The sequence below is a fragment of the Sediminibacterium roseum genome (genome assembly GCF_009939005.1).
Lineage (GTDB): Bacteria > Bacteroidota > Bacteroidia > Chitinophagales > Chitinophagaceae > Sediminibacterium > Sediminibacterium roseum.
This window is the reverse complement of record NZ_JAACJS010000012.1, coordinates 94436-118595: the sequence shown is the minus strand read 5'-3', so window position 1 is coordinate 118595 and position 24160 is coordinate 94436. Positions and strand designations below refer to the sequence as shown.

Annotated in this window: 25 protein-coding genes; 8 read left to right on the top strand and 17 right to left on the bottom strand. The window is 47.7% G+C overall.

Annotated elements, in window-relative coordinates:
- Positions 1-65 precede the first annotated feature (65 nt).
- Positions 66-875 (bottom strand): N-acetylmuramoyl-L-alanine amidase, encoded by an 810-nt coding sequence (locus GWC95_RS08785; RefSeq protein ID WP_161818332.1) that lies wholly within the window; start codon positions 873-875, stop codon positions 66-68.
- A 30-nt stretch (positions 876-905) separates the two neighbouring features.
- A complete protein-coding gene (locus tag GWC95_RS08780; RefSeq protein ID WP_161818331.1) occupies positions 906-2150 on the bottom strand; it encodes an MFS transporter in 1245 nt (414 codons plus the stop codon).
- Positions 2151-2267: 117 nt separating this feature from the next.
- Between GWC95_RS08780 and GWC95_RS08775 the strand changes: the two genes are divergently transcribed.
- Genes GWC95_RS08775 through GWC95_RS08765 form a run of 3 tightly spaced genes read left to right on the top strand, consistent with a single transcriptional unit; the run spans position 2268 to position 3932 of the window.
- On the top strand, positions 2268-2879 hold the full coding sequence (locus GWC95_RS08775) for a hydrolase (protein ID WP_161818330.1): 612 nt from the start codon (positions 2268-2270) through the stop codon (positions 2877-2879).
- Positions 2876-3481, top strand: a complete 606-nt coding sequence (locus GWC95_RS08770) for a methyltransferase domain-containing protein (protein WP_161818329.1) — start codon at positions 2876-2878, stop codon at positions 3479-3481. The genes GWC95_RS08775 and GWC95_RS08770 overlap by 4 nt, the downstream gene beginning before the upstream one ends.
- 37 nt (positions 3482-3518) lie before the next feature.
- Entirely contained in the window at positions 3519-3932 is a 414-nt protein-coding gene (locus GWC95_RS08765; RefSeq protein ID WP_161818328.1) for a Rieske 2Fe-2S domain-containing protein, read from the top strand.
- Positions 3933-4037: 105 nt separating this feature from the next.
- Here the strand turns inward: GWC95_RS08765 and GWC95_RS08760 are convergent, their stop codons facing one another.
- The 9 genes from GWC95_RS08760 to GWC95_RS19975 form a co-directional block, all read right to left on the bottom strand.
- Positions 4038-5081, bottom strand: coding sequence for an agmatine deiminase family protein (locus GWC95_RS08760; RefSeq protein ID WP_237722114.1), 1044 nt, complete (start codon positions 5079-5081; stop codon positions 4038-4040).
- Between the two features lie 69 nt (positions 5082-5150).
- Positions 5151-6026: a carbon-nitrogen hydrolase gene (locus GWC95_RS08755; protein WP_161818327.1), complete on the bottom strand. Its 876-nt coding sequence runs from the start codon at positions 6024-6026 to the stop codon at positions 5151-5153.
- Between the two features lie 154 nt (positions 6027-6180).
- Positions 6181-6915, bottom strand: a complete 735-nt coding sequence (gene bshB1 / locus GWC95_RS08750) for a bacillithiol biosynthesis deacetylase BshB1 (RefSeq protein ID WP_161818326.1) — start codon at positions 6913-6915, stop codon at positions 6181-6183.
- A 254-nt stretch (positions 6916-7169) separates the two neighbouring features.
- Entirely contained in the window at positions 7170-7964 is a 795-nt protein-coding gene (locus tag GWC95_RS08745; RefSeq protein ID WP_161818325.1) for a hypothetical protein, read from the bottom strand.
- 143 nt (positions 7965-8107) lie between these two features.
- Complete coding sequence (locus tag GWC95_RS08740) at positions 8108-8359, bottom strand: type B 50S ribosomal protein L31 (protein ID WP_161818324.1); 252 nt, start codon at positions 8357-8359, stop codon at positions 8108-8110.
- Between the two features lie 129 nt (positions 8360-8488).
- Positions 8489-8980: a YajQ family cyclic di-GMP-binding protein gene (locus tag GWC95_RS08735; protein ID WP_161818323.1), complete on the bottom strand. Its 492-nt coding sequence runs from the start codon at positions 8978-8980 to the stop codon at positions 8489-8491.
- A 309-nt stretch (positions 8981-9289) separates the two neighbouring features.
- Positions 9290-11743 carry a TonB-dependent receptor domain-containing protein gene (locus tag GWC95_RS08730; protein ID WP_161818322.1) on the bottom strand — a complete coding sequence of 818 codons (2454 nt, stop codon included), beginning with the start codon at positions 11741-11743 and terminating at the stop codon, positions 9290-9292.
- 253 nt (positions 11744-11996) lie between these two features.
- A complete protein-coding gene (locus GWC95_RS08725) occupies positions 11997-13169 on the bottom strand; it encodes a prolipoprotein diacylglyceryl transferase (RefSeq protein ID WP_161818321.1) in 1173 nt (390 codons plus the stop codon).
- A 198-nt stretch (positions 13170-13367) separates the two neighbouring features.
- Positions 13368-14063 (bottom strand): BrxA/BrxB family bacilliredoxin, encoded by a 696-nt coding sequence (locus GWC95_RS19975; RefSeq protein WP_317164111.1) that lies wholly within the window; start codon positions 14061-14063, stop codon positions 13368-13370.
- Between GWC95_RS19975 and GWC95_RS08715 the strand changes: the two genes are divergently transcribed.
- The 4 genes from GWC95_RS08715 (at position 14057) to GWC95_RS08700 (ending at position 16791) form a co-directional block, all read left to right on the top strand.
- A complete protein-coding gene (locus GWC95_RS08715) occupies positions 14057-14485 on the top strand; it encodes an Hsp20/alpha crystallin family protein (protein WP_161818320.1) in 429 nt (142 codons plus the stop codon). The genes GWC95_RS19975 and GWC95_RS08715 overlap by 7 nt on opposite strands.
- Positions 14486-14778: 293 nt before the next feature.
- Positions 14779-15642: a TraB/GumN family protein gene (locus tag GWC95_RS08710; protein ID WP_161818319.1), complete on the top strand. Its 864-nt coding sequence runs from the start codon at positions 14779-14781 to the stop codon at positions 15640-15642.
- An 8-nt stretch (positions 15643-15650) separates the two neighbouring features.
- A complete protein-coding gene (locus tag GWC95_RS08705; protein WP_161818318.1) occupies positions 15651-16148 on the top strand; it encodes an RNA polymerase sigma factor in 498 nt (165 codons plus the stop codon).
- Between the two features lie 10 nt (positions 16149-16158).
- Complete coding sequence (locus GWC95_RS08700) at positions 16159-16791, top strand: hypothetical protein (RefSeq protein ID WP_161818317.1); 633 nt, start codon at positions 16159-16161, stop codon at positions 16789-16791.
- 21 nt (positions 16792-16812) lie between these two features.
- Here the strand turns inward: GWC95_RS08700 and GWC95_RS08695 are convergent, their stop codons facing one another.
- From GWC95_RS08695 to thrS, 6 genes are all read right to left on the bottom strand, one after another.
- Positions 16813-17298 carry a hypothetical protein gene (locus GWC95_RS08695; protein ID WP_161818316.1) on the bottom strand — a complete coding sequence of 162 codons (486 nt, stop codon included), beginning with the start codon at positions 17296-17298 and terminating at the stop codon, positions 16813-16815.
- A gap of 173 nt (positions 17299-17471) precedes the next feature.
- Positions 17472-18902, bottom strand: a complete 1431-nt coding sequence (locus GWC95_RS08690) for a type III PLP-dependent enzyme domain-containing protein (RefSeq protein WP_161818315.1) — start codon at positions 18900-18902, stop codon at positions 17472-17474.
- A 194-nt stretch (positions 18903-19096) separates the two neighbouring features.
- On the bottom strand, positions 19097-19441 hold the full coding sequence (gene rplT, locus GWC95_RS08685; RefSeq protein WP_161818314.1) for a 50S ribosomal protein L20: 345 nt from the start codon (positions 19439-19441) through the stop codon (positions 19097-19099).
- 72 nt (positions 19442-19513) lie between these two features.
- Positions 19514-19714 (bottom strand): 50S ribosomal protein L35, encoded by a 201-nt coding sequence (gene rpmI, locus GWC95_RS08680; protein WP_161818313.1) that lies wholly within the window; start codon positions 19712-19714, stop codon positions 19514-19516.
- 279 nt (positions 19715-19993) lie between these two features.
- A complete protein-coding gene (gene infC / locus GWC95_RS08675; RefSeq protein WP_161818312.1) occupies positions 19994-20581 on the bottom strand; it encodes a translation initiation factor IF-3 in 588 nt (195 codons plus the stop codon).
- 113 nt (positions 20582-20694) lie between these two features.
- Complete coding sequence (thrS, locus tag GWC95_RS08670; protein ID WP_161818311.1) at positions 20695-22626, bottom strand: threonine--tRNA ligase; 1932 nt, start codon at positions 22624-22626, stop codon at positions 20695-20697.
- Positions 22627-22785: 159 nt separating this feature from the next.
- Here thrS and GWC95_RS08665 point away from each other — a divergent pair, with 159 nt between their 5' ends.
- Positions 22786-24051, top strand: a complete 1266-nt coding sequence (locus GWC95_RS08665) for a hypothetical protein (RefSeq protein ID WP_161818310.1) — start codon at positions 22786-22788, stop codon at positions 24049-24051.
- Positions 24052-24160 lie beyond the last annotated feature (109 nt).

The window sequence follows — 24160 nt, the reverse complement described above, 5'->3', positions numbered from 1 at the left end:
TTTTAAAAATACGATTCTTTCTATTTGATACGGCACCGCTGATCCTTTTGGCTCACCCCCGGCAATTACATATATTTTTTCTGAAGGTTGTACAGCACGCTCCTGTCCACATCATTGATCCTCCTTGTTGTATCCTGCAGGAAATGACGTTTGAAGGCCCTGATGGCCGCTGTTGTGTCCTTCACATCGTATCCAACGATGCGCAGGGCCTGGATGTGGTTAAAGCCTGCGGGAACACTGTCTCTTTGTTCATCGTACCAGAGGCCGAATCCCTGCTCCGCCAATTTTTTCCAGGGGAAGCGGTAATTGGGATCGTTCTTGCGTGTTGGCGCAATGTCTCCATGCCCGATGAAATTGGCGGTAGGGATGTTGTAATCTTTTTTAAGTTTTGCCAGCACACTCAGCAGGCTGTTCAGCTGCAGGCTGTCGAAGGGTTCAAACCCTGTATTGTCCAGCTCTATCCCGATGGACGAAGAATTGACATCGATGAGGTTGCCCCACCTGCTCACCCCCGCGTGCTGCGCGCGGAAATAATCGTTGAGCATGTGGTAAACGGTTCCGTTCTTGCAGATCACGTAATGCGCGCTTACCGCTGTCCTGGTGAGTGTAAATGTTTTCAGCGTTTCCGGGCAGGAATTCTGCGCGGTATGGTGTATGATCACAAAGTTGGGCTTGCGTATGCCGTAGTTGGTGGTACCCACAAAATAAGGCGGCATTTTGATCGTATCATTCACGGGGTTGGACGGCTCTGCGAGGAGCTGTTTTACATACTCTTTTGATTGCTGGCGGTACACCTTGTTCGTATCGCTGTACGGCTTGGGCGCAGCGCAGGCAGCAAGGAGAACGATGGCGGAAATGGATAGCAGGTGTTTCATTTGTTCAGGTTGATTGGTGTTTGAATGGGATTAAACCGGCTCTTGCGTATGCAGTTTCTGCTGCACCCGCCTGTTGAGGTAATACATCATCAACATGGCTACGACCATCGTACCGGTTACAACAAACGCAAGCGTGTCGTAATGCTCAAGGCGTCCTGAAGTTGACTGAACAACAATCAGGCCGGCAATGATGGAAGCAACTCCGCCGGAGATCTGTTGGGTAGAGGCATTCACGCTCATGAATGCGCCACGGTCCTTTGCATCAGGAACAGCGGTTAATAGTGCCGATGAAGAGATCATGCGGGATGAGATTCCTACAAACATCAACACGGTAAGCACAATCACTTCCCACAATGGCGTGATGCCGAGGTGGCTGTAAAAAATGATCACCGCCATACTCAGCAAAGAGCCGATCGCAAACACTTTGAATTTCCCGATCTTATCGCTGAGCTTACCGATGAACGGCCCGAACAGGATGGAACAGATACCGGTAATGAGGTAGATATAAGGTAATTTGTCGAGCCCGATACCAAGGTTGTTGGTACTGAACGCTGCGCCAAAAGGCATCATCATAAACCCTCCGGTGGCGAGCAAGGTGGTTGCCAGGTATGCCTTTGCATAATCCGAGCGCGTGGTGGTGGCCCAGAGATGGTGAAACGCGTTGCGGTCTACATGGAGCTTGAGGTGCTCATCAACCGGTTTCAAACGCACCGCCATCACGATGCCCAATACGATCCCCGCGCCAACGATCATCCAGAACGGCGCATGCCAGTCGAATTTATTGGCAAGCATAAGGCCTATCGGCAATCCCAGTACCTGGCTTGCGGCAAACGACATCTGTACAAAACCCATCACGCGGCCGCGTGTTTTCATGGGAAAGAGATCGGTGATGATCGCGAAGCTTACCGAGCCGATCACACCACCGAAGATCCCGGTGATGATCCTCGCTACCAGCAGGAACTCGTAGGTGGTCGCCATCGCGCAGAGCGCCGTTCCTGCAATAAACCCGGTATAGAAAAACATCAATAATTTTTTGCGGTCGTATTTGTCTGCAAACCCCGCCGTAAGCAAACCCGATGCGCCCGCACTGAAGGCATACGCCGAAACAACAAGGCCGAATTGCGAGGTCTTGATGTGCAGGGCTGGAAGCAGGATCGCACTCAAGGGCGAGAGCACCATGAAATCCAATATGATCGTGAATTGAAGCAACGATAAAATAGCGATCACAAACACCTGGTAGGATGTAAATAGTTTCTCTTTCGGAGACTTGTTCATTCGTGTGGATTGAAATGTCTGGCAATTTCGTTTAAAGAAACCGTTCAACCTAACGCTATTTAGGCATTTTTTCCGCCGATAGAATTCCCACCCTATCTTTGAAACAAACACGAACACATGTCACTCAACCTCGGCAGAACCGAATTCGGCGACCAGGCAAACCTGGGAAACGTATTGTCAAGAGAAGAAGCCAACCAGCTTTTCAACGATTGGGTGCTGAACCCTAAACTGAAAGTGCATATGCAGCAGGTCGGACACCTTATGAAAGCCTGGGCCGCAGAAAAAGAGAACCTTGATGAGGCGGGCCAATGGCAATGGGAAATGGCAGGGTTGCTGCACGATGCTGATTGGGACCAATGGCCCGACCAGCATTGTAAAAAGATCATCGAAGAACTCGAGCGCCGCAACATAGATCCCGCGATCATCCGCGCGATCGCTTCGCATGGGCACCTGCATTTTGGCGTGGTACCGGTAACGAAGATGGACCAGATGCTGTATGCGTTTGATGAATTATCCGGGTTGATCCACGCTTACTCACTCATGCGCCCAGGCGGCTATGAAGGCATGGATGTGAAGGGTGTAAAAAAACGGCTGAAGGAAAAATCATTTGCCGCCAATGTATCCAGGGAAGACATTGCCGATGCATGCGAACGCGCGGGCATCGCGCTGGATGACCTGGTCGCATTCATCATTCCCAGGCAGGCACAAATAACAGCAACGATCGCATGAGCGGCAACACTGATCTTTTACCCGCATCGTTTTGGGATGCATTGTATACCAACCACGAAACGGCATGGGATATCGGGTATGTTTCAACGCCCCTCAAAGAATACATCGACCAGCTTACCAACAAAAACACCAGCATACTCATTCCCGGTGCGGGAAAAGGCTATGAAGCGGTCTATCTCGCAGAAAAAGGATTTACAGATATTACCGTGGCAGATATTTCAGCGGTGGCAACAACTGCATTACGGGAAATACTGGGCAACAGGTACCCTGCCATCAGGATTGTTACGGGCGATTTTTTCAAGCTCGAGGGGTCGTTTGAACTTGTGTTGGAGCAAACTTTTTTCTGCACGTTACCACCCGCCCTGCGCGGCAGATATGTGAGCAAGGTAAAAGAAATCCTCACAGGCAACGGAAAGCTTGCAGGCGTGCTCTTCAACAGGGAATTTGATAAGGAGGGCCCGCCCTTCGGCGGCCATACGGAAGAATACAGGCAACTTTTTTCTCCGTTGTTTCGTATCAAAGTTTTAGAAGATTGTTACAACTCTATCCCGCAACGCAAAGGGTCGGAAGTTTTTTTGATCGCGGTGAACGACGGGCGCTAGAGCGGTAACAGCATCCATTGCTCATTAAATCCATTTTATGCAAAGAAGAGAATTCCTGGGAACCTTAACGGGACCGGTAGTTGCCGCATGCGCAGTTTGCATGGGCGCATGCAGTAAAAGCGCTGGCGGCTCCAATGGCGCCGTGAACGCGAATTTCACGGTAGACCTTACCAGCAACTTATTAGCAGTCGGTTCATCGCTGGTGCAAAACGGCGTGATCATCGTCCGGCTCGCCGCTACCAATGTTCCGGCCTCTTTCACTGCCGTGCAGGTGGCCTGTACGCACGAAGGCTCCTTCATCAATTACAATGCTTCGGCAAATAATTTTGTTTGTCCCAACCACGGCTCCACGTTCACCACAACAGGCAGCGTTACCCTCGGCCCCGCCGCTTCTTCGCTGAAACAATACAATGTTGCGATCAGCGGGAGCACGATGACGGTAACCGGGTAACTGTTTTGAATTACCGGTTACAAAAGCCAAAGGGTTAAAGAATCAACGATGTTATCCACGTCTTTGATACTTTAACCCCTCAACGGAATTTAAAAACAACTGGCGCTACACTGCGGGCTCCTGTTGGCTCAGGCAGTGAAAGCTTCCAAGCCCCCAGATGATATCTGTAGAATCGATCCCTACCACTTCGCGCGAAGGGAAACATCCGGCAATGATGCCCAGCGCCTTCTCATCTTTCGCGCAGCGGAACGTAGGCACGATAACGTGTTTGTTGCTGATGTAGAAATTTGCGTACGAGGCCGGCAAACGCTGGTCCTCATACACCACCGCATCGGGCATGGGCAACTCAACAATGTTCATTTGCTTGCCGTTCAACAAACGCATTTCTTTCAGCTGCCTGAGATTGGTTTGCAACAGGCCGTAATTTTCATCGTTCCTGTTTTCTTCGATCACTGTAACAACGGTGTCTTCGTTTACAAAACGGACCGTATCATCGATATGGCCGTCTGTATCATCCCCGATTATTCCTTCATCCACCCACAACACCTGTTCAACGCCGTAATAATTACAGAGGTATTCTTCGATCTGTTGGCGGTTGAGTTGCGGGTTGCGGTTTTCATTGAGCAGGCACGCGGTGGAAGTAAGCAAGGTACCTGCGCCATTGAATTCCACGGATCCGCCCTCCATTACAATGCCCGGATGATACACAGGCAGGCCGAAATGTTTACCGATCAATGTTGGTATCACATCATCAAGATCATACGGCGGATATTTGTTGCCCCAGGCATTGTAGCCCCAGTCAACGATCACTTTCTTCTCCCCTGCAGCAGGATTCACCAGGAATGCCGGGCCATGGTCGCGGCACCAGGCATCGTTTGTCGGGTGAAAAAAGAACTCAACCTTATCCATGTTCACACCTGCGTTCTGTAAATGCCGAACCGCGGCCTGCTTAAGCTGCTCGTCGGCAACATTGATGCGCACCAGTTCGCTTTCTGTAAGGTATTTTACAAACAGGCTGTAATTGGGGTAGATCGAATCGATCTTACCCGGCCAGCTTGCTTCCTTGTGCGGCCAGCTTAACCAGGTTGCCAGGTGCGGTGCGAATTCTGCGGGAAAAAAATAGCCCGATTCTTTGGGTGTCTTCATCATATCAGTAAGGTTCAAGGTACAGGCATCCAGGAGACAGCTTTCCCGTTTCCGGTATTCGTGTTTCTTCAATCAATCTTCATCAATATAACGCTTCGTGATCTGCTGGTAAGAGTCGATGCGCCTGTCGCGGAGAAAGGGCCAGTGCGTGCGGTAGCGATCGGTTTTGGCGGTATCGATCTCCACAACCGTCACTTCTTCTTCTTCGTGCGATGCCTTGTAGATCAGGCTACCAAAAGGATTGCTTACAAACGATCCGCCCCAGAACTTCATTGCGCCATCCTGCTCATACCCTACCCGGTTAACGCTTACAACGTGAACGCCGTTGGCTACGGCATGACTCCGCTGTATCGTTTGCCATGCGTTGTATTGCTCGTTGTTGGTTTCTTCGTCCTGCGATGTTGCCCAACCGATTGCCGTTGGATAAAATAGGATCTCTGCTCCCATCAACGAGGTGATGCGTGCTGCTTCGGGGTACCACTGGTCCCAGCAGATCAACACACCAAATGTTGCAAATTTTGTTTTGAATACTTTGTAGCCGAGGTCACCCGGGGTAAAATAAAATTTCTCGTAAAATGCAGGATCATCCGGTATGTGCATTTTGCGGTATTTGCCCAGGTAACTTCCGTCGGCATCCAGTACGGCTGTTGTGTTATGGTAAATGCCCTGCGTTCTTTTTTCAAACAGCGAAGCGATGATCACCACATTCAATTCTGCTGCCACCGCGCTCAATGCATCGGTTGAAGGGCCGGGGATCGCTTCGGCAAGCTTGAAATTATCATAGTCTTCCACATCACAGAAATACAGCGATGTGAAGAGTTCCTGCAAACACACGATCTGCGCGCCTTTCGCCGCAGCCTCACGCACCTTGCCAATCGCTTTAGACAAGTTCGCCTGTTTATCGGCCGAACAACTCATTTGGACCAAACCTACTTTTACGTTACCCATTATTTTAATTAAGAATTAGGAATTAGGAATTAAGAATTAAGATTAAGATTAAGAATTAAGATTAGGAATTGAGAACTATTGATTATCGACTAACGATGCTTTTTGAATGCCCATACAATTATTAATTCCTAATTTCTAATTCCTAATTATAAGGTTATGTTATTTGCTGAATAAATGCATCAAAACTATTCACGCCAATCGTTTTTTCCGATAAATATCCTTCGGCGTAGGATACACCAATTCTTTTGCCGAGCATCAATGCCCTTGCCTTTACGGTTTCGAGGAATTGATTGGATGAAATATAGGTCTGCGGTTCGTCGTTTGTTGCATCCGGGTTGTAGAACTGCGTGGTGTAGGCGAGAACCGATTCCATTTTTTTATCGAAATGTTTGGTGATATCCACCACAAACGAAGGGGCAATGAACCTGTCCTGTATATAATGAAATACATACGAAGGCTTCCATGGCTCCTGCGCTACGCCGTCTACCGAGGTCTCAATTTTGCGCAGCCCGCATAGGAAAGCGGCGTCTGCAACGAGTTTCGCGCTTCTTCCATGGTCGGGGTGGCGGTCTTCAACGGCATTGGCGAGTATGATATCGGGTTTGTATTTCCGGATCGCGGTGATCACTTTACGGAGATTGGTTTCATCGTTCTGAAAAAAACCGTCTGCCATGCCGAGGTTCTCGCGCACTTGTACGCCAAGGATCTCGGCCGCTCTTGCGGCTTCCTGTTTCCGCGTTTCCGCGGTGCCCCTGGTACCAAGCTCGCCGCGGGTAAGGTCAACAATACCCACCTTCTTTCCTTCCTCTATCGCTGCCAGTAATGTGCCGGAGCAACCCAGTTCAACATCATCCGGGTGAACACCAAATGCAAGGATGTGTAATTTCATCCGGCAAAGATACAGGGAAGAAGGCAGAAGATACAAGCGCCGAACCAACAAGGTTACCAGCCGCCGGTGCATGGCTCACGGCTCCCGTTTTAAAAAAAATCCCCGGCCGAAAAGCCAGGGAGGAGTTTGTCATAAAACCGGTTTGGGCTGGTGCTGCTGCATGCGTCGCCCGGTGAATAATGCAGCGCTGCCGGGGCCTTTCCTTCCTTATAAACAACCCGGATCTTGTTTGGTTACAGTTTCCTGTAAAAAAATCAATAGTAATATAGTTTGGCCGTGGTAACCGAGCCGCCGCTGGCCGTTGTTTTTCGCGTCAGCGGATTTAAAAAATCATTGTATGTGTACGCGTATTCGAAATTGTTGTCGGTGCCGTTCATTTCGTCCCTGCCCACCATCTTGCCGGGGTTGTTTTTCTGTATATCCAGTTGTGCGTAATACGTGAACCGGTCGAGAAACGCGGTAGGGTTTGGTTTTCTATCGTAATCCGAATAGGTGGTTGAGAACAGCTTGTATTTTGTCCTGTTCTGCTGCGTAAACCCATACATCGTTTGTTTTTTCAGGTTGCCGTCGGGGAAATATTCAAAATCGATCTCGGCGGTCATTTCATAACCCGGTGTGTTGAAGCTGGGCCGGTAGTATTCTTCAACATGGGTCAGTTTGCCATTGGTGTAGTCGTAGAGCTTAAAGTCAAATTTGTCGTTGCCAATGTAATGGGTCACTCCACCCAATACGCCGTTGACGTAAATATAATCGTACCGTTCACCGGTATTGTCAACAACACGCGTTACTTTTTTATTTGCGTCGTATTCGATGGTATATACCTGGTCGAAAGGCATTACGGCATTGGTGTGGACCACAATCTTGATCACCTGCAGGTCGCTGTTGTAATAGAGCGAGTCGTAATCGCCGCCGCTGTATTCCACTTTCGCAAGCGCGTTGATCACCGGAACGGGAACCGGCGCGGGTTTTATAACAGGGGATTTACTGCAGGCGGTTACCAATATGGCCAGGAGAGATACTGTAAAGATCATTAAGGGTCTTGTTTTCATAGTGTTTCATTTTTCTTCTATGACGCAAAACCTTCTTCAACCGTTGCAACCCCTGTATCACATGTTTGGGTGATTGTGATGGGCGAAAAAAAATCCTCCCCGCGTTGCCGTGGGGAGGATCATAACTATCGTCTGAAAAGAAATTAATCTTTTTTCGCGTAACGTTTTTTGAACTTGTCGATACGGCCCGCTGTATCAACCAACATGTTCTTACCAGTGTAGAAAGGGTGAGAGGTATTGGAGATCTCGAGTTTAACCAACGGGTACTCGTTACCATCTTCCCACTGAATGGTTTCTTTGCTGTTTGTTGTAGATTTGCTCAGGAAGGTTTCACCATTACTCATGTCCTTGAACACTACAAAACGATAACTTTCCGGATGGATACCTTGTTTCATATTTAGTTTTTTAGGTTGCACGGATTTGGCCGTGCGATTATTTTAGGACTGCAAAATTACACCCGATCTCTCGATAAACCAAATGAATTGGACTGTTTTTGCACCAAAAAGGGGTAAAATGGCCCTTTTTCAGCTCTTCATGTTCACAAACTGCAGCGGAATACCCAGGTCGGCGCCCCTAAGTTTGGCAATTACCTCCTGCAGGTCGTCGATCTTTTTGCCGGTAACGCGGACGATATCGTCCATGATCGCGGCCTGTACCTTAAAGCCCTCGTCTTTGATGAGCTTTACGATCTTTTTGGCATCTTCCTGCTTCAGCCCGTTGCGCACGGCGATGTCTTTCTTTACCACCTTACCGCTCGGGTAAGCATCCTTGCTGAAATCGAAGGCGCCGGCATCGATGCCCTGTTTCATGGAGCGGCTGATGAGTACATCGATCAGCTGCTTCATTTTCATATCGCTTTCTACCTCTAACAGGATCGTATAATCTTTTTTATTGAGCTCAACCGTAACCGGCGAACCGCGAAAATCGAACCTTGTACTGATCTCTTTCTTAACCGTATTAACAGCGTTATCCAAAACCTGGATGTCTACTTCGCTGGCTATGTCAAATGATGGCATGGTGTGGAGTTTGGTCAAAGATAGGATTTTCGTTACCAGCTGCCGATTTTGGGCGTAACACATCCGCCAAAAAAGAGGCCCCGATAGAAATCGGGGCCGGTCTATATAATGCACATGAGAAAAAAACGTGGTGTTGTGTAAGTTGAGCAACTTTGTGCTTCCGTTCGCGTTGCTATCCGTTGTTCATGGGTCAATGTTCCGTACAGTTTCGTGGAAAAAAATGCCAAAGTTGGATGAGCGGAATAATTTCATTTTAATTGGAAATTAATCAGGTTAACCGCACACTGTATGCTTCGCATTTTTTACATTTTAGTTCCCGCCCGTGTTCACACGATTCTGCTCTTCTCCCGCCCCACCTCTTTTGCGTTGCGCCACCGCTTTTCCTTTTGCGAAACGGTAAGTGAAACTGAGGTTTACCTGGCGACTGTCTCTTTCCTGGCGGAGTGTTACATCCACGTTCTGGTATTTGCTGTATCCACTGAACACCTGGCTGTAAAGCACATCGCGAACCGCGAGTCTTAATGAGCCTTTGTTCTTCAGGATGTTTTTGCTCACGCCGACGTTGATTGCATACATCGGGTTCGATGCGAGCACACCCTGCGCCTGTGCCGACCTGTAAAAGCCGCTCAATTCAGCGCTCCATCCGTTTTTAAAGGTGAACTGGTTGTTGATGTTACCTGAAAACGATACGCCGCTGATCTCTTCATATGCTTTGTTGATCACGCCGCTGAATTTATTGTAGAACACGATCGCATAAAAACTTGTTCTCCACCATTTGGTCAGCGCTGCATTGTAGCTCACAGAGAGATCGATGTTCTCCCTTCTCGCAATGTTGCCGCGTTTGATATAGCTCGTATGCGTGCTGTCTACCTGTTCCAGTATTTCCTGTATGATGTCTTTTGTAACACCATAACCCAATGTTGTGGTCAGCGCATTTTTATAAGTGTGGTTCAATTGAAGATTATGGCTGAATTGCGGGTTCAGGTAAGGGTTACCGATCTGGTAGGTGTATTTATCAAGGAAATTGTAAAAAGGGTTCAGGTCCTGGTAATTCGGGCGGTCGATGCGGCGGCCGTAGCTCAAAGAGAACTGGTTCTTATCGTTCGGCGTATACCCGATAAAAGCCGTTGGAAATACCTGCGTGTAATCCCTTTTGAAAGTCTGGCCCGTTGTAAGCTGGTTGCCGCTCAGGTTGGTATTCTCCAGGCGAAGCCCCAGTTGCGCGCTCCATATTTTTGAAAGTTGTTTGCTCAGGTTCAGGTAAGCTGCATTGATGTTTTCCTTGTAAAGAAAATGATTGCTGCGGCCCGCATCCGGAACAAACACGCCTGTGGCCGCATTGAGGTTCGCGTACTGCGCATTGTTATCGGTTTCTACGAAGCTGGTCTTCAGTCCCGCTTCAAAACGACTGCCTTCTTTTAACGGGTGCGTATAGTCTGCCTTGGCGCTGTAAATATTGATGGTAGCCGGGATGCTCCCTTTGATCGCTTCATCGTTCGACTGCTTGTTGCCGAGGTTATCGAAAAAATGGTTCGACAGCAACTGGTTTGATCCTGAATTGTAGTTCACGTAATCAACATCAGCGGTAAGTTCCTTGTTGGTGCTGTCGAATACATGGCGCAGGTTAAAGTTGATGCCAGTGTTGCCGTAGTTTGAACTCACATCGTTGATCGCCTGTGTACGTGTGGTCAGCGCACCGTTCTTATCGCTGATCAGTGTTGTGTTGTTGGTAATTTCGTTGTTGCGGTTTTCGTAACCGTTAACCACGATACCCAGTGTTGTTTTCTTGTTCATGAAATAATCCACACCAATCTTGTAGTTGCCGCCGCGGCCATCCCGGTTGTTGCGGGCAGTCTGGTCGAATACAGACAACAATGCGTTGTTGGATTGATCGCGGAATTTGCGGTTGAGTATGATGTTGTTGAAGTTCTCGTTGTAATACACGCTTCCGTTGCCAAAAAAGTTGAGTTTGTTTTCCCTGAAATTGAGGTTGGTGCTCAGGTTCGATTTGGGAAGAACACCCTGCCCGTAACTGGTGGTCACACTTCCGTTGTAGCCAACCGTGCGCGTTTTCTTTGTTTTGATGTTGATCACACCAGAATTGCCCGAGGCATCAAATTTTGCCGGCGGATTGGTCATGATCTCGATCTGGTCGAGGTTGGCACTCGGCATGTTCTTAAGGAAGTTGGCCAGGTCCTCGCCACCGAGGTACGTGGGTTTACCATCCAGCATGATCATTACGCCTTGTTTTCCTTTGAGACTGATGTTGCCGTCTTTGTCTACGGAAATACCGGGCGATTTCTCAAGCACTTCCATTACAGAGGTACCTGTGTTGGAAGGCGTGGCGTCAACATTGATGATGGTCCTGTCCACTTTCTGTTCTACAAAAGGCCTTTTGGAAACGACGGTAACTTCTTCGAGTTTTTTTGAAGCCGCAACCAGCGATACCGGTTTCAAGGTATACTGCGGCTGGGCGCCGGAGATCGAAAAAACTTCGCTGTAATATTTTGCGTAGCCAACACTCTGTATAAGCACCAGGTATTTGCCTTCCGCCAGTTTCTCTACTTCAAAACGGCCCGATTTATCCGAAACGGCCATTTTTACTACGGAAGAATCTTTTGCCCTCAGCAATCCTACAGAGGCCGACTCAACTGGTTTCTGCGTGCCAGACACGGTTCCGCTCACTTTACCGCCGGCATTTTGTGCATATGTGGCGGAGGAAAAGGCTCCCAAAACGGCCAGCATTGCTACGATCTTTTTCATGTTTTAACAATTTATGTTGTAGATAATTTAGTTCCCGTTGTTGCTAATTACAGGATAAAACTATGAACTATGTATTGCATAGTACATGATTTTATACTGAACGGTAAATAGGCGGGATGAGTGGCGGAGAATGACTGTTGTGAAACGACCGATCGCACGCCATTTGGGTAAAAAAGGGCATAAAAAAAGGGATTTGAACCCGTTTTTGGTTCAAATCCCTTTCAAATCGCGCAGTAATGCGATCGTAAGCTTATCAGGAAAATTCTGTCTTTTCTCCTTTTCCAAACCATTTTTCAGACTTTACAAGGAAAAGCACCCCGGCCAAAACCAGTAAAAACGAGATCAACTCGGCCTGGGTTGGGTGAAAAGGCAGGAAATCGTACTTGGTATTCACCCGGATCTTTTCGATGAAAAACCGCTCCACGCCGTTGAAAACAAGGTACAGCCCGAACAATTGTCCCGGCACCTTGATGCGTTTCCTGATCGACCAGAGAATAAAGAAAAGGGCAAGGCAGATCACGATCTCATAGAACGGGGTTGGATAAACAGGGAGTTTGAGCTCGTTGCAATATTGCCCGGTACAGTTTGCGATGAGGTTATCACGGTCTTCGTTTACCACATTGTGCGGGTATTTATACGCCCACATCCAATCGGGCAGCCAGCCAAAGGGTTTGGGTTTCAGGTTAGGTATTCCCCAGTCGCCATCGCCGGCCACCTGGCAACCCACACGGCCCAATGCATAGGCAAGCATCATCGTCGTTGCCATCGCATCCAGCAGGTGCACGATCCTGATCTTTTTCCGTTTTGCATACAGGAGGATCGCAACACCGGCGCAGATCAATCCACCGTAATAAGTGAGGCCGCTGAACGATACCAGCGATCCGATCGGATCCGCAGCAAAATCGTTCCAGTTCTCGAGGTTGTGAAAGATCTTTGCACCGATAAAACCAAAAAGCGCCGCATAAATCACAATGTCCCCCACCCTGTCCTGCGGCCAGATCCTGATCGTTCTTTTTTCGGGTTTGTCGAGTTTCTGCTTGTTCTTCTCCCACCACTTCAATCCTGCGAAAAGCAGGCCTACCAACAGTCCTACCGGCAGGTTCCCTTTCGACGACAGGATGAATGATTGCGGATCGTTCAACGCATCGTTGATCGTGAACGCGCCGATGATCTTGTAGCCAAACACAAAGCCAATGATGAAATTCAGCAACAGCTCACCCACACTTGCCGGCGCGCCGATGGTGATCGTTTCTTCCGTGGGAACAAACAAACCCTGTTGTTGTTTTCGCCGCAACTCGAGTGTAAGTACCCATGCACATATGATGAACGCGATCGCGACAAAAAAACCAAATGAATTAACAAGTTTTAATCCGGTCCATTCAACACCAAAAAGATCCTTGAAGAGGTAGTATAAATTAGGGTACATGGTACGAAGTTAGGAGTTTGGAGTCAGGAGTTTTCAGTTTGGCGTTTGCCGTTTTTTGGTTGAACCGGGAATAAATGTATGATTTGATCAGCAGTTTCACGCGCCTTCGCAAATTCCGCACATTGTTAAAAAAGTAAGGCCCCACAAAATGTGGAGCCTGTACTTACTAACCCATCTATGAACAAAACTAAGTGAAATTTAGTTACAGAATTCATCAAAAACAGAAATTAAATGCTGCGCGATCACCTGCGCCGGGCGCCCTTCGATTTGGTGGCGCTCCACCATACTCACCAACTGCCCGTCTTTGAACAGGGCAATCGCCGGCGACGATGGAGGATAAGGCAGCAAATGCGCCCTTACCTGGTTCACGGCCTCTACATCAAACCCCGCAAACGCAGTGGTGAGCCTGTCCGGACGCTTGCCGGCGTTGTTCACTGCCATCAATACTCCCGGTCTGCAAGCACCTGCTGCACAACCACATACGGAATTGATTACCACCAAAGTGGTTCCTTTTTGCGCCAGGGTTTCATCAACCTGTTTGGCGGTTACCATGTCGTCAAAGCCATTTTCAGTAAGCTCCCCTTTCATCGGTAATACGATCTCTGCTGGATACATATATTGGTTTCCTCTTTTTTTGTTTGTTATATAACACAAAAGTAAGGTAAAAGTTCTTGAGCCGCTCGCCACCGCTAACTCCTCTCCAGCTTTTACCTTAAATCGAAAATCCAGACTTTTTGTCTGGCCTGTTTGATCAAAATTGACATATTGTCCGTTTCTTAGGGCAATTTTTCCGTTTTTGCCGTCCAAAAAGGCGTAAATCAGGAATGGTATATCGTTTGAACATTCTACTGCATATTCATTTACTAAAAAGAAAAAAACGAATAACCATGACACTTGTAAAAAACAACCCCGTTTATTTCGGCAACCTGTTCGAAGAATTGTTCAACCAGTATCCTGCCAACTGGGGTAAAGATGCAAAAGGTGGATTCAGCAGCATTCCTGCAAACATCCATGAGACAAAAGACGGTTACCATCTTGAGCTGAACGCTCCGGGACGTAACAAAGAAGATTTTAAGATCAATGTTGAGAACGGTTTGCTGACCGTAAGCTTCGAGAAAAAAGAAGAAACAACAACCGAAGAATACAAAACGATCCGCAAGGAATTCAGTTTTAAAAGCTTCAAACGCAGTTTCAATCTCGATGACAAGATCAACACTGCCGGTATCCAGGCTAAATACGAGAACGGTGTGTTGAAATTGTACCTGCCTAAAAAAGAAGAGGCAGCCGTTGCGCCACAGCAGATCGCGATCAATTAAATTATAAGTGGTAAGTCGTAAGTTTTGGGTGGATGAGCACTGCCGATTCTGCCTTTGACGCAGTGCTGAAACCCGGAGCTTACCACTTATGCTTACCACTCAAAAAAAATACTGTTTCATAGCAGTTGGTTTTGGTTTACGGCCCCGTGTTTTCACACGGGGCCTCTTTTTTGCCGGGTATGCTTCGCCTGGTTCTTTACTTTACCGGTATACAAGCCCGAAATCATATAAATCAGGGCAGCCGGATTGTAATATATTCGAACAAATAACTACTCATGCGTAAAGCTCCCTTCATGAAAAAAAACGTCGCTTTTCTTTTTGTCCTGGCTGCGGGCATTTCCACCCTGTTCGCCCAGGCGCCCAGGTCATCCGTTTTGTGGGAAGTAAGCGGCAAAGGGCTCAAAGCCCCCTCCTATGTTTTTGGTACGATCCACATGGCCTGTAAAGCCGATTTTACGATCTCAGAGTCGCTCAAAAACAGGATCAAAAATACCAAGCAGTTTTACGGTGAATTAAAAATGGATGATCTCGCCTCTATGCAAATGGAGATGGCAAAGAAAATGATTATGAAAGACCGGACGATCGAATCGATGGTGGGCGCCGAGGATTATAAAAAAATGAGCGAGGCCTTCCAGAACATCGTGGGCATGCCGTTCGGCTTGTTCAACAATTTCAAACCCTTCATGAGTATGAGTATGGTGAGTTTGAAGATGATCACCTGCAACGACAACATCCAGCCGGAAACAGAATTTGCAAAGATCGCGGGAGATCATAAGATCCCGGTACTGGGGCTTGAAACGGTTGAAGACGAGATGAACGCCATAGACAAAACACCGCTTGATTCGCAGGTGAACGACCTGAAGAATATATTGCTCAACTTCGACAGTTCAAAACTGGAAATGAAAAAGCTCATCGACCTCTATAAAAAACGAAACATCGATCACATATACGCTTACATCAGCAGCAGCATGAACGGCGGCAGCATTGAGAAAAACCTGATCATAACGCGCAACCGCAACTGGCTGCCCGTTATCGTAAAGGCAATGCAGGCCAAACCAAGTTTTTTCGCCGTTGGTGCGGGTCACCTGGGTGGAGAGAACGGCGTACTGAACTTGTTGCGAAAGCAGGGTTATAAACTTACGCCGGTTACGTTCTAAAGCAAACAATGGCATCGGAAAAAGAATTCATATCGCTACTTAATGCACACCAGAAGATCATATACAAGGTATGTAACCTTTATATGGACAAACACGCCGATCGTGAGGACCTGTTCCAGGAGATCACACTGCAGGCATGGAAAGCGTATGCAAACTTCAGGGGCGATGCAAAATTCTCAACGTGGTTGTACCGCATTGCGCTCAATACCGCGATCACATTTTTCAGGAAAGAGAAAAGAGCGCCGTCGATCTATTCTACCGATGTAGTGCCCGAGCAAAATGAAGAGGCCTACGATCCCATTGAAGAAAAAGTAAAAGCGATGTATGCGGCGATCGGTAACCTGTCAAAGATCGATAAGGCGATCGTGATGCTGTATCTCGAAGATTACAGTTACATAGAGATCGGTGACATGATGGGCATCACGGCAAACAATGTTGCGGTTAAAATGAACCGCATCAAAATCAAATTGAAAGAAGAAACACAGAAGCAGGCAGCTGCTCTTTAAAAGATTGATCATGGAATTAGACGAATTGAAATCGCAACTCAATTTAAAACTGGCCACCGACCATGCCGGCAGGTCCGACACAGATATTGCGTTGCTCCTCCAGAAACGCACCCATTCTGCTGTGGAGAAGATCCAGCGCAGCCTTTTGTTCGAGATCAGGTTTTGCCTCGTGTTCATCGTATTGTGCGTGGTTGTGGGCATCTTCAGTAAGGACCGCGCATTCAGCATTTATTTTTCCGTATTCGGGATCTTTTCGCTCGGCGTGCTGTTCCTCCTGCGCTACCTGCTGAAACGGACCAGGTTGCTGAGCACAGGTGCGCTTCCCGTAAAAGAGAACCTGCAAACGATCGTAAACATCATCGATGAATTCGTGAAGCGTTGTTTTCAACTTGCCATCGTAATGGTTCCCCTTTGTGTCTTCTTCATGGGTTTGCTTGAGTGGAGCTTCAGGGAATCGCCTGGACTAAACTCCAGTTTCGGCAGTGGAAAATTTGTTACCTGGCAGATCTTTTCTTTCCTGATTGTTTATGGGGCCGTGTTTACCGTGTTCATGTATTTCTTTGCGAAATGGTATTTGCAGAAACTGTATGGAAAGTACGTGGCGGAGCTGAAACAATGTATTTCGGAGCTTGACGAGAGTTGATCAACAAGTTATCATGACGGCCTAAACGGGCCCGCATTTATTTGTATAACGGGTCTCCACCATATAAAAGATCTTCCACACACCCATAATCCTGATGAACTGGAACGATTGCACGCCGCAATACTGCAGTTTCCCTTCGTAAAACAATTTGTACGGCACCCATGCAAATGCGAGCGGGCCATCTACCTTTACCGAGCCGAATTCAACCTGTTCAAGCAATGCACCCGGGGGTTGCTGTGCAATCACATCTGCATTTGCTTTAAGCGATTCACGGCGGAGCTGGGCAATTCCTCTTTTATCGTATACAAGCGTTTCAACGGCAACGGTGCTGTCGGCGAAACACCGCAGGTAGCTGCGTGCATCGCTCGTACGGAGGCTGTTGGCAAACCGCGCCACCACAAACCGGATGGAATCTTCAGAGGCCACGCGTGGCGCATTGGGGTTTTGCGCATGAACAACAGTTGCCACCAGCGACAGAACAACAGCCAGCGCAATTATTTTTTTCATGCAGGTACTCTTTTGTACACCAGGCTTCCGGGCCGGTGTGTGATGATCGAATGATGAGGCCAGTACGCACACTTCTTTGCCACGTTCCATTTCTATGGATACAAAATAACAGATTTCGTTTTGTGCAAGGCGCCTTTTATAAAAAAAGTCCCGCTTTTGCAGGACTTTTAACTTTATCTCAGGTAACCGAGTATCTTCAGCATACTCTGTGCGGATTGTTCTTTTGCATAGACCCAGTCTACCAGTTTACCATTCTTGTCTTCTTCAACGATTACGTGTTTGGGTGATGGAATGAGGCAGTGTTTGATACCGCCGTAACCGCTGATCTGGTCCTGGTAAGCGCCCGTGTGAAAAAAGCCCACATACAATGGCTCCTTGTTTTCAGCTGCGTCTTTTTCTTTCCCGGTATTGAGTTTCGGGAGGAACACTTCGTTGATGTGCTCTTCTGAATCGTAATAATCGTGGCTGTCGCAGGTAATACCGCCGAGTACCACGCGGTGGTATTCATTGTTCCACTTGTTCACCGGCAGCATCAGGAATTTCTCACCAATGCCCCATGTGTCTGGAAGGGTGGTAATGAAAGATGAATCGATCATGTACCAGCACTCGCGGTCGTTCTGTATTTTCTGACCGATCACGCTGTAGATATGTGCCATGCTTTCTCCTACCGTGAAGCTTCCGAATTCGGTGTAGATATTCGGCATCGGCACTTTTGCCTTGTTGCAGGCTTTTTTGATGTTGCGCACGATCTCGTTGATCATGAACTGGTAATCGTATTCAAAGCCCAGCGAATGTTTGATCGGGAAACCGCCGCCTATATTGATCGAATCCAGTTCGGGACAGATCTTTTTCAGCTGGCAATAGAGGTTGATGATTTTGTTGAGTTCCGACCAGTAATAGATATCGTCCTTGATGCCTTTGTTCAGGAAGATGTGAAGCATTTTGAGCTGGAACTTGTCTTCGTATCCTTCGATCTCATCCACATAAAACTCAAGAATGTCTTTTGCGCGGATGCCGAGCCTTGATGTATAAAAAGGAAAATTGGGTTCTTCTTCTGCTGCAACACGGATACCGAGGCGGAAAGGGTTTTTGGCGCTGCGTTTGTAGGCCTGCAGTTCCTCCTTGTTATCGAGTATGGGGATCACATTTTTAAACCCGGTGTTGATGAGTTTGGAAATGCGTGATGTATAATTTTTCTGCTTGTACCCGTTGCAGATGATGTAGGTTTCTTTGTTGATCTTCCTGCGCTGGTAAAGGCGGTTGATGATCTCGATATCGTATGCAAAAGAAGTTTCGAGGTGAATATTGTGTTTCAGCGCTTCTTCAACAATAAAAGAGAAGTGCGAGCTCTTGGTGCAGTAGCAATAAAAGTATTCGCCTTCGTATTTGTGTTTCTTGAAAGCGTTCTCAAACATTTTCTTCGCCTTGTTGATCTGCATACCGATCTTGGGAAGATAGGTAAGCTTCATCGGCGTCCCGTATTTATCGATCAGCGCTTTGAGGTCGAGACCATTGAATTCTAGATAACCATCATCATTCTGGTCGAACCCTTCTTGCGGAAAATGGAAAGTCTGGTTTACCAGCGAGGTATAGGAGTTGTTCATTTACGGGACGGTCTTTTTTTTCCGGAAACAAAAATAGAGTAAAGCCTTGAGCTGTGCGCTAGGACCCGCGAGCTTTTTTTTGGAGCGGCGCCAGGCCCTGCACCCGGGTGCGGCGCAAGATGCTTTGTTGTAAAAAGAAAACGGGATGAAAAAATTCATCCCGTTATCCAGATATATCAGGTAAAACCTTGCGCTTACTTAACTGAATTTACCAAAGCTGTAAAGCTGGCTGGTTCGTTCATAGCGAGGTCGGCCAATACTTTGCGGTTGAGGTCGATTCCTTTAACAGCGAGTTTGTTGATGAACTGGCTGTAGGTCATTCCTTCGGCACGAACCGCAGCGTTGATACGTGCGATCCAGAGCTGGCGGTATTCGCGTTTTTTCAACTTACGGCCAACATAGCTGTAAGTCATCCCTTTTTCTACAATGTTTTTCGCAACGGTATATACGTTTTTACGTTTACCGTAAAAGCCTTTGGCTTGTTTGAGAATTCTTTTTCTCCTTGCTCTTGATGCTACTGCATTTTTTGAACGTGGCATACTATAATTTTTTTGAAGCTGGTCACATCACTGCTTCCTGCTGATTTTGTAATTTTTTTTTAACGGGAAGGATTATCCTTTTAAACGCAACAAACGCAGAACAAAGTCTTTGTTGGTTGAACCAACAAGTCCTTTCTGCCTCATTGCCCTTTTGCGTTTTTTGGATTTTTTCGTCAGGATGTGACGTTTGAAAGCTTTCTGGAACGTGATCTCACCTGTTCCGGTAACTTTGAAGCGCTTCTTTGCGCTTGAGTTTGTTTTTACCTTTGGCATATAAATAATCTACTAAAAGATTACACCCTGCTGGCGGCCCTGAACAGACAGGACACTTGTTGAGCCATGTGGGAAATGGAGCGCGAAGGTACGGGAGAGCGTTGAATTTTCAAAATGCCACAGCTCAAATCCCCATTTTTTTAGCCCAAAAACCCCCAAACCCACCCCAAAACACATTAAACCCAAAAACATATCAAATAAAAAAAGCGAACCCCCAAGCCGGCAGTTCGCTTTTCCCAGATAAAAATTCTTAATTACTAATTCCTAATTGCTAATTAATTATACTGCTGCTTTCTTTTTATTGCTCCCCGTTTTCGGTGTAAAGATGGCGAACATTCTTTTTCCTTCCAGTTTCGGCATGCTTTCGAGCACGCCGGCTTCTGCGAGCCTTTCGGCGAACTTGAGGAGCAGGAGCTGGCCGCGGTCCTGGAACATGATGGCACGCCCCTTGAACTGCACGTAGGCCTTTACTTTGTTGCCGTCTTTGAGGAACTTTTCTGCATGTTTTGCCTTGAAATCGAAGTCATGGTCGTCTGTTCCAGGCGTAAAGCGGATCTCCTTGACCTCGCTCTGCTTGGAATTGGCCTTCATTTCTTTCTCTTTCTTCTTCTTTTCGTAGAGGAATTTCTTGTAGTCGATCACCTTACAAACCGGTGGATCTGCTGTGGGAGATATTTCTACCAGGTCGAGTTCCTGCTCCTGCGCAATTTTCAGCGCTTCCATGGTTGAATATACGCCAACCGTAACATTGTCGCCTACCAGTCTCACCTGTGGAACCCGGATTCTTTCGTTGATACGATGTTCAGGCTCCGGCTGCCTGTTAAACCGGGGATTAAATCTTCCGCCCCCTCTTGGTGGTAATGCCATTAAAACTTGTTTGGTTAATAATTGTTTGGTTGTAAATATAAGACTAAAGCTTCGAGCTTTGCGCTCCGGGCCGCGGGCTTTTTTTAAAGACCCGTGTCCCGGAGCGTTGGCTGTTAAGCTTTCCTGTTGTTAATCTCATCAAGGATCATTGCAATAAAAGTGCCGGGATCTTCAGAGCCCATATCTCCTTTGCCCTGGCGGCGGATAGAGAGCTTGTTCTCGGTGGCCTCTTTCTCCCCTACTACCAGCATGTACGGCACCTTCATCATTTCGGTATCGCGGATCTTTCTGCCGATCTTTTCCTGCCTGTCGTCTATCTCCACCCTTACCCCAACGGCGAGCAGCTGTTGTTGAATAGATTCAGCATATTCCATGAACTTATCGCTGATCGGCAGGATCTTTACCTGCAGCGGCGCCAGCCATACCGGGAACTTTCCGGCATAATGCTCCAGCAAAAAGCCGATGAAACGTTCGTGTGTTCCCAATGGTGCGCGGTGAATAATCAGCGGGATCTCGGGTTCATTGTCTTTGTTGGTGAACGAGAGATTGAAGCTGCGCGGCTGCGCAAAATCCACCTGGTTGGTGGCCAGCGTAAATTCGCGGCCGATCGCGCTCCAGATCTGTACATCGATCTTAGGGCCATAGAATGCGCCCTCTCCCTTCACTTCTACAAAAGGAACGCCGGTTTCGATCAATACATTTCTCACCAGCTCTTCCGTTTCCTGCCAGAGCTCCGGTTCGTTGATGTATTTCTGGCCAAGTTTCTCTGGATCGTGGAGCGACAGGCGCATCACGTATTTATCGATTCCGAATATTTTGAAATATTTCAGGTACATATCGTTCACTGCCTGGAACTCTTTCTTGAATTGTTCCTTTGAGCAATAGATATGCGCATCGTTCATGTGCAAACACCTTACACGCATCAGTCCGAACAATTCACCGCTTTGTTCGTAGCGGTAACAGGTTCCGTATTCTGCGAGGCGGTATGGGAGATCGCGGTAGCTCTTGGGCTCTGCGTCGAATATTTTGTGGTGGTGCGGGCAGTTCATCGCCTTGAGATAATATTTCTCTCCATCCATCTCCATTGGCGGGAACATGCTGTCTGCATAATACGGAAGGTGCCCGCTGGTGAGGTACAGGTTTTCTTTCGCGATGTGTGGTGTAACCACGCGTTTGTAGCCGCCCGCTGTTTCTGTTTCCTTCGCCAGTTTTTCGAGCTCTTCTATGATCACGGTACCGTTCGGCATCCAGAGAATAAGGCCCTGGCCGATGTCGTCGTTCATGGTGTAGATACCCAGCTCTTTGCCCAGCTTCCTGTGGTCGCGCTTCTTGGCTTCTTCGAGCATCTGCACATATTCGTCCAGTTCTTTCTGGCTCGGAAAGGTTACACCGTACACGCGTGTAAGCATTTTGTTCTTCTCATCGCCCTTCCAGTATGCTCCTGAAATATTGGTGAGTTTGATCGCTTTGATAAAGCTGGTATTGGGTATATGCGGCCCACGGCACAGATCGGTAAACCCGCCCTGTGTATAGAAAGTGATGCCGCCGTCTTCAAGGTTCTGAAGCAGGTCGAGCTTGTATTCATCTCCTTTTTCCGAGAAATATTTTATCGCATCTGCTTTTGAGATCTCGCGGCGGGTATAGGCATTCGACTGCCTGGCCAGTTCATTCATTTTCTTTTCGAGCAGGAGCAGGTCCTCTTCGGTCATCTTCCGGTCGCCAAGATCCATATCATAATAAAACCCCTTGTCGAGCGCCGGCCCTACCCAGAATTTAACCCCCGGGAACAAAGATTCCACCGCTTCGGCCATCAGGTGGGCCGAGGAGTGCCAGAACGTGTTTTGCCCTTCTGCGTCGTTCCATGTCAGCAATTTCAACTCGGCATCTGCCGTGATGGGGCGCGTGGCGTCCCAAACCTGTCCGTTCACATTTGCGGCCAGCACTTTGCGTGCGAGCCCTTCGCTGATCGATTTTGCTACATCCAATGCGGAAACGCCACTTTCATACTCGCGTACCGCTCCATCCGGGAAACTGATTTTTATCATTCTTGCTTTGTTCTTTTAGGGAGGCGAAGGTAGTGAAAAAAGCTGTGAGCCATGAGCCGTGCACCGCGGGCTTTTTTTGACCAGGCCCGAAGCGGGATACAAAAAAACCTTAACGCTTCTTTATCAGCCCTTACTATATTGCAAGTGTAGATTTGTACCATGAGATTGATTTCGACCCTTTTCGTTCTTTTATTGTTCAGTTGTACCGCAAACGCCCAGAAGCTTACCGGCATCTGGCGCGGGTATTTCAGTTCAACAAACAGCGGGATCTATAAGGGAAGTACGAGGGAAGAGACCTACAAATACGAGATACAGATAGACCAGCAATCGAACGATGGTGTGAAGGGCGTTACCTATTCTTACAAAAGCACCGTGTTCTACGGCAAGGCAGACCTCCAGGGTATTTTTACGGGTTCCACCAAAAGTGTTGTGTTCAAAGAAACGCACCTTGTGGAGTTGAAAGTGGGCGATAAAAGCGAGCCCTGCCTGATGACCTGCTACCTCGATTATTCAAGGATCGGCAAACTGGAGGTATTGCAGGGAACTTTTATTTCCATCAACGTGAAAGACAAAAGCGATTGCGGCAGTGGAAAGGTTTACCTCGAGAAAGTGCCTACTTCAGAGTTTGAGCTGGAAGATTTCCTGGTGAAGAAGAAAACAGGCGATTCGGATAAAACGACAAAGACTGCCATCCTTCCTAAAAACAATACAGCGGTTAACAAGACCCCTGCCGGCAAACCAAAGCCGGCGCCTGCGCCGCCGGCCAACGTTCCCAACAGGAACAACAAAGACAATGCGGTTGTTAAAACAACACCGGTAAAACCAAACACTGCGCAGGCCCAGCGGCCCAAAACGGCTGATGCGAAGAAAACACCACCTGCGGCAGCAAAATCGAATACGGCTGCGGGAAAAACAAAAGCGCCGGTTAAAAAAGACAATACAACAACGCCTGTTACGGTGAACCGCGTTCCTGAAAAAACACAGGAGAGCCCGATAGAGTTGAAAAAATCGGAGCAGTCGATTTCTGTTCCGCAGCATGAAATGCAGAAGATGAACATTCCCAAAGTACTGGTGGAAAGGGAAAACAAGCTTGCCCGCACCTTTATCACCCACGATGAAGAGATTGATATTTCGATCTTCGACAATGGCGAAATAGACAACGATACCATCTCCGTTTATCTCGATAACCAGCTCGTGATCAGCCGCGGAAGGCTGACCAAATCGGCGATCAGTTTTAAAGTAAAATCCAGCAAAACCAACAGCCACCATGAACTGGTGATCGTAGCTGAGAACCTGGGCGAGATCCCGCCCAACACCGCGATGCTTGTGATCAACCCCAATAAAAGGGACCGCACCGAGATATTCCTTGCATCCAATGAACAGCGCAATGCGAAGGTGGTGATCGATTATGTGCCGAAGGAATAGTGTATACTCCTGGGCCACGACCTTTATAAGTTAGCGCTAATGAAACAGGCTGATGAACTTCATCAGCCTGTTTCATTAGCGCTAACGGCCACTGCTCAACATACCGGCC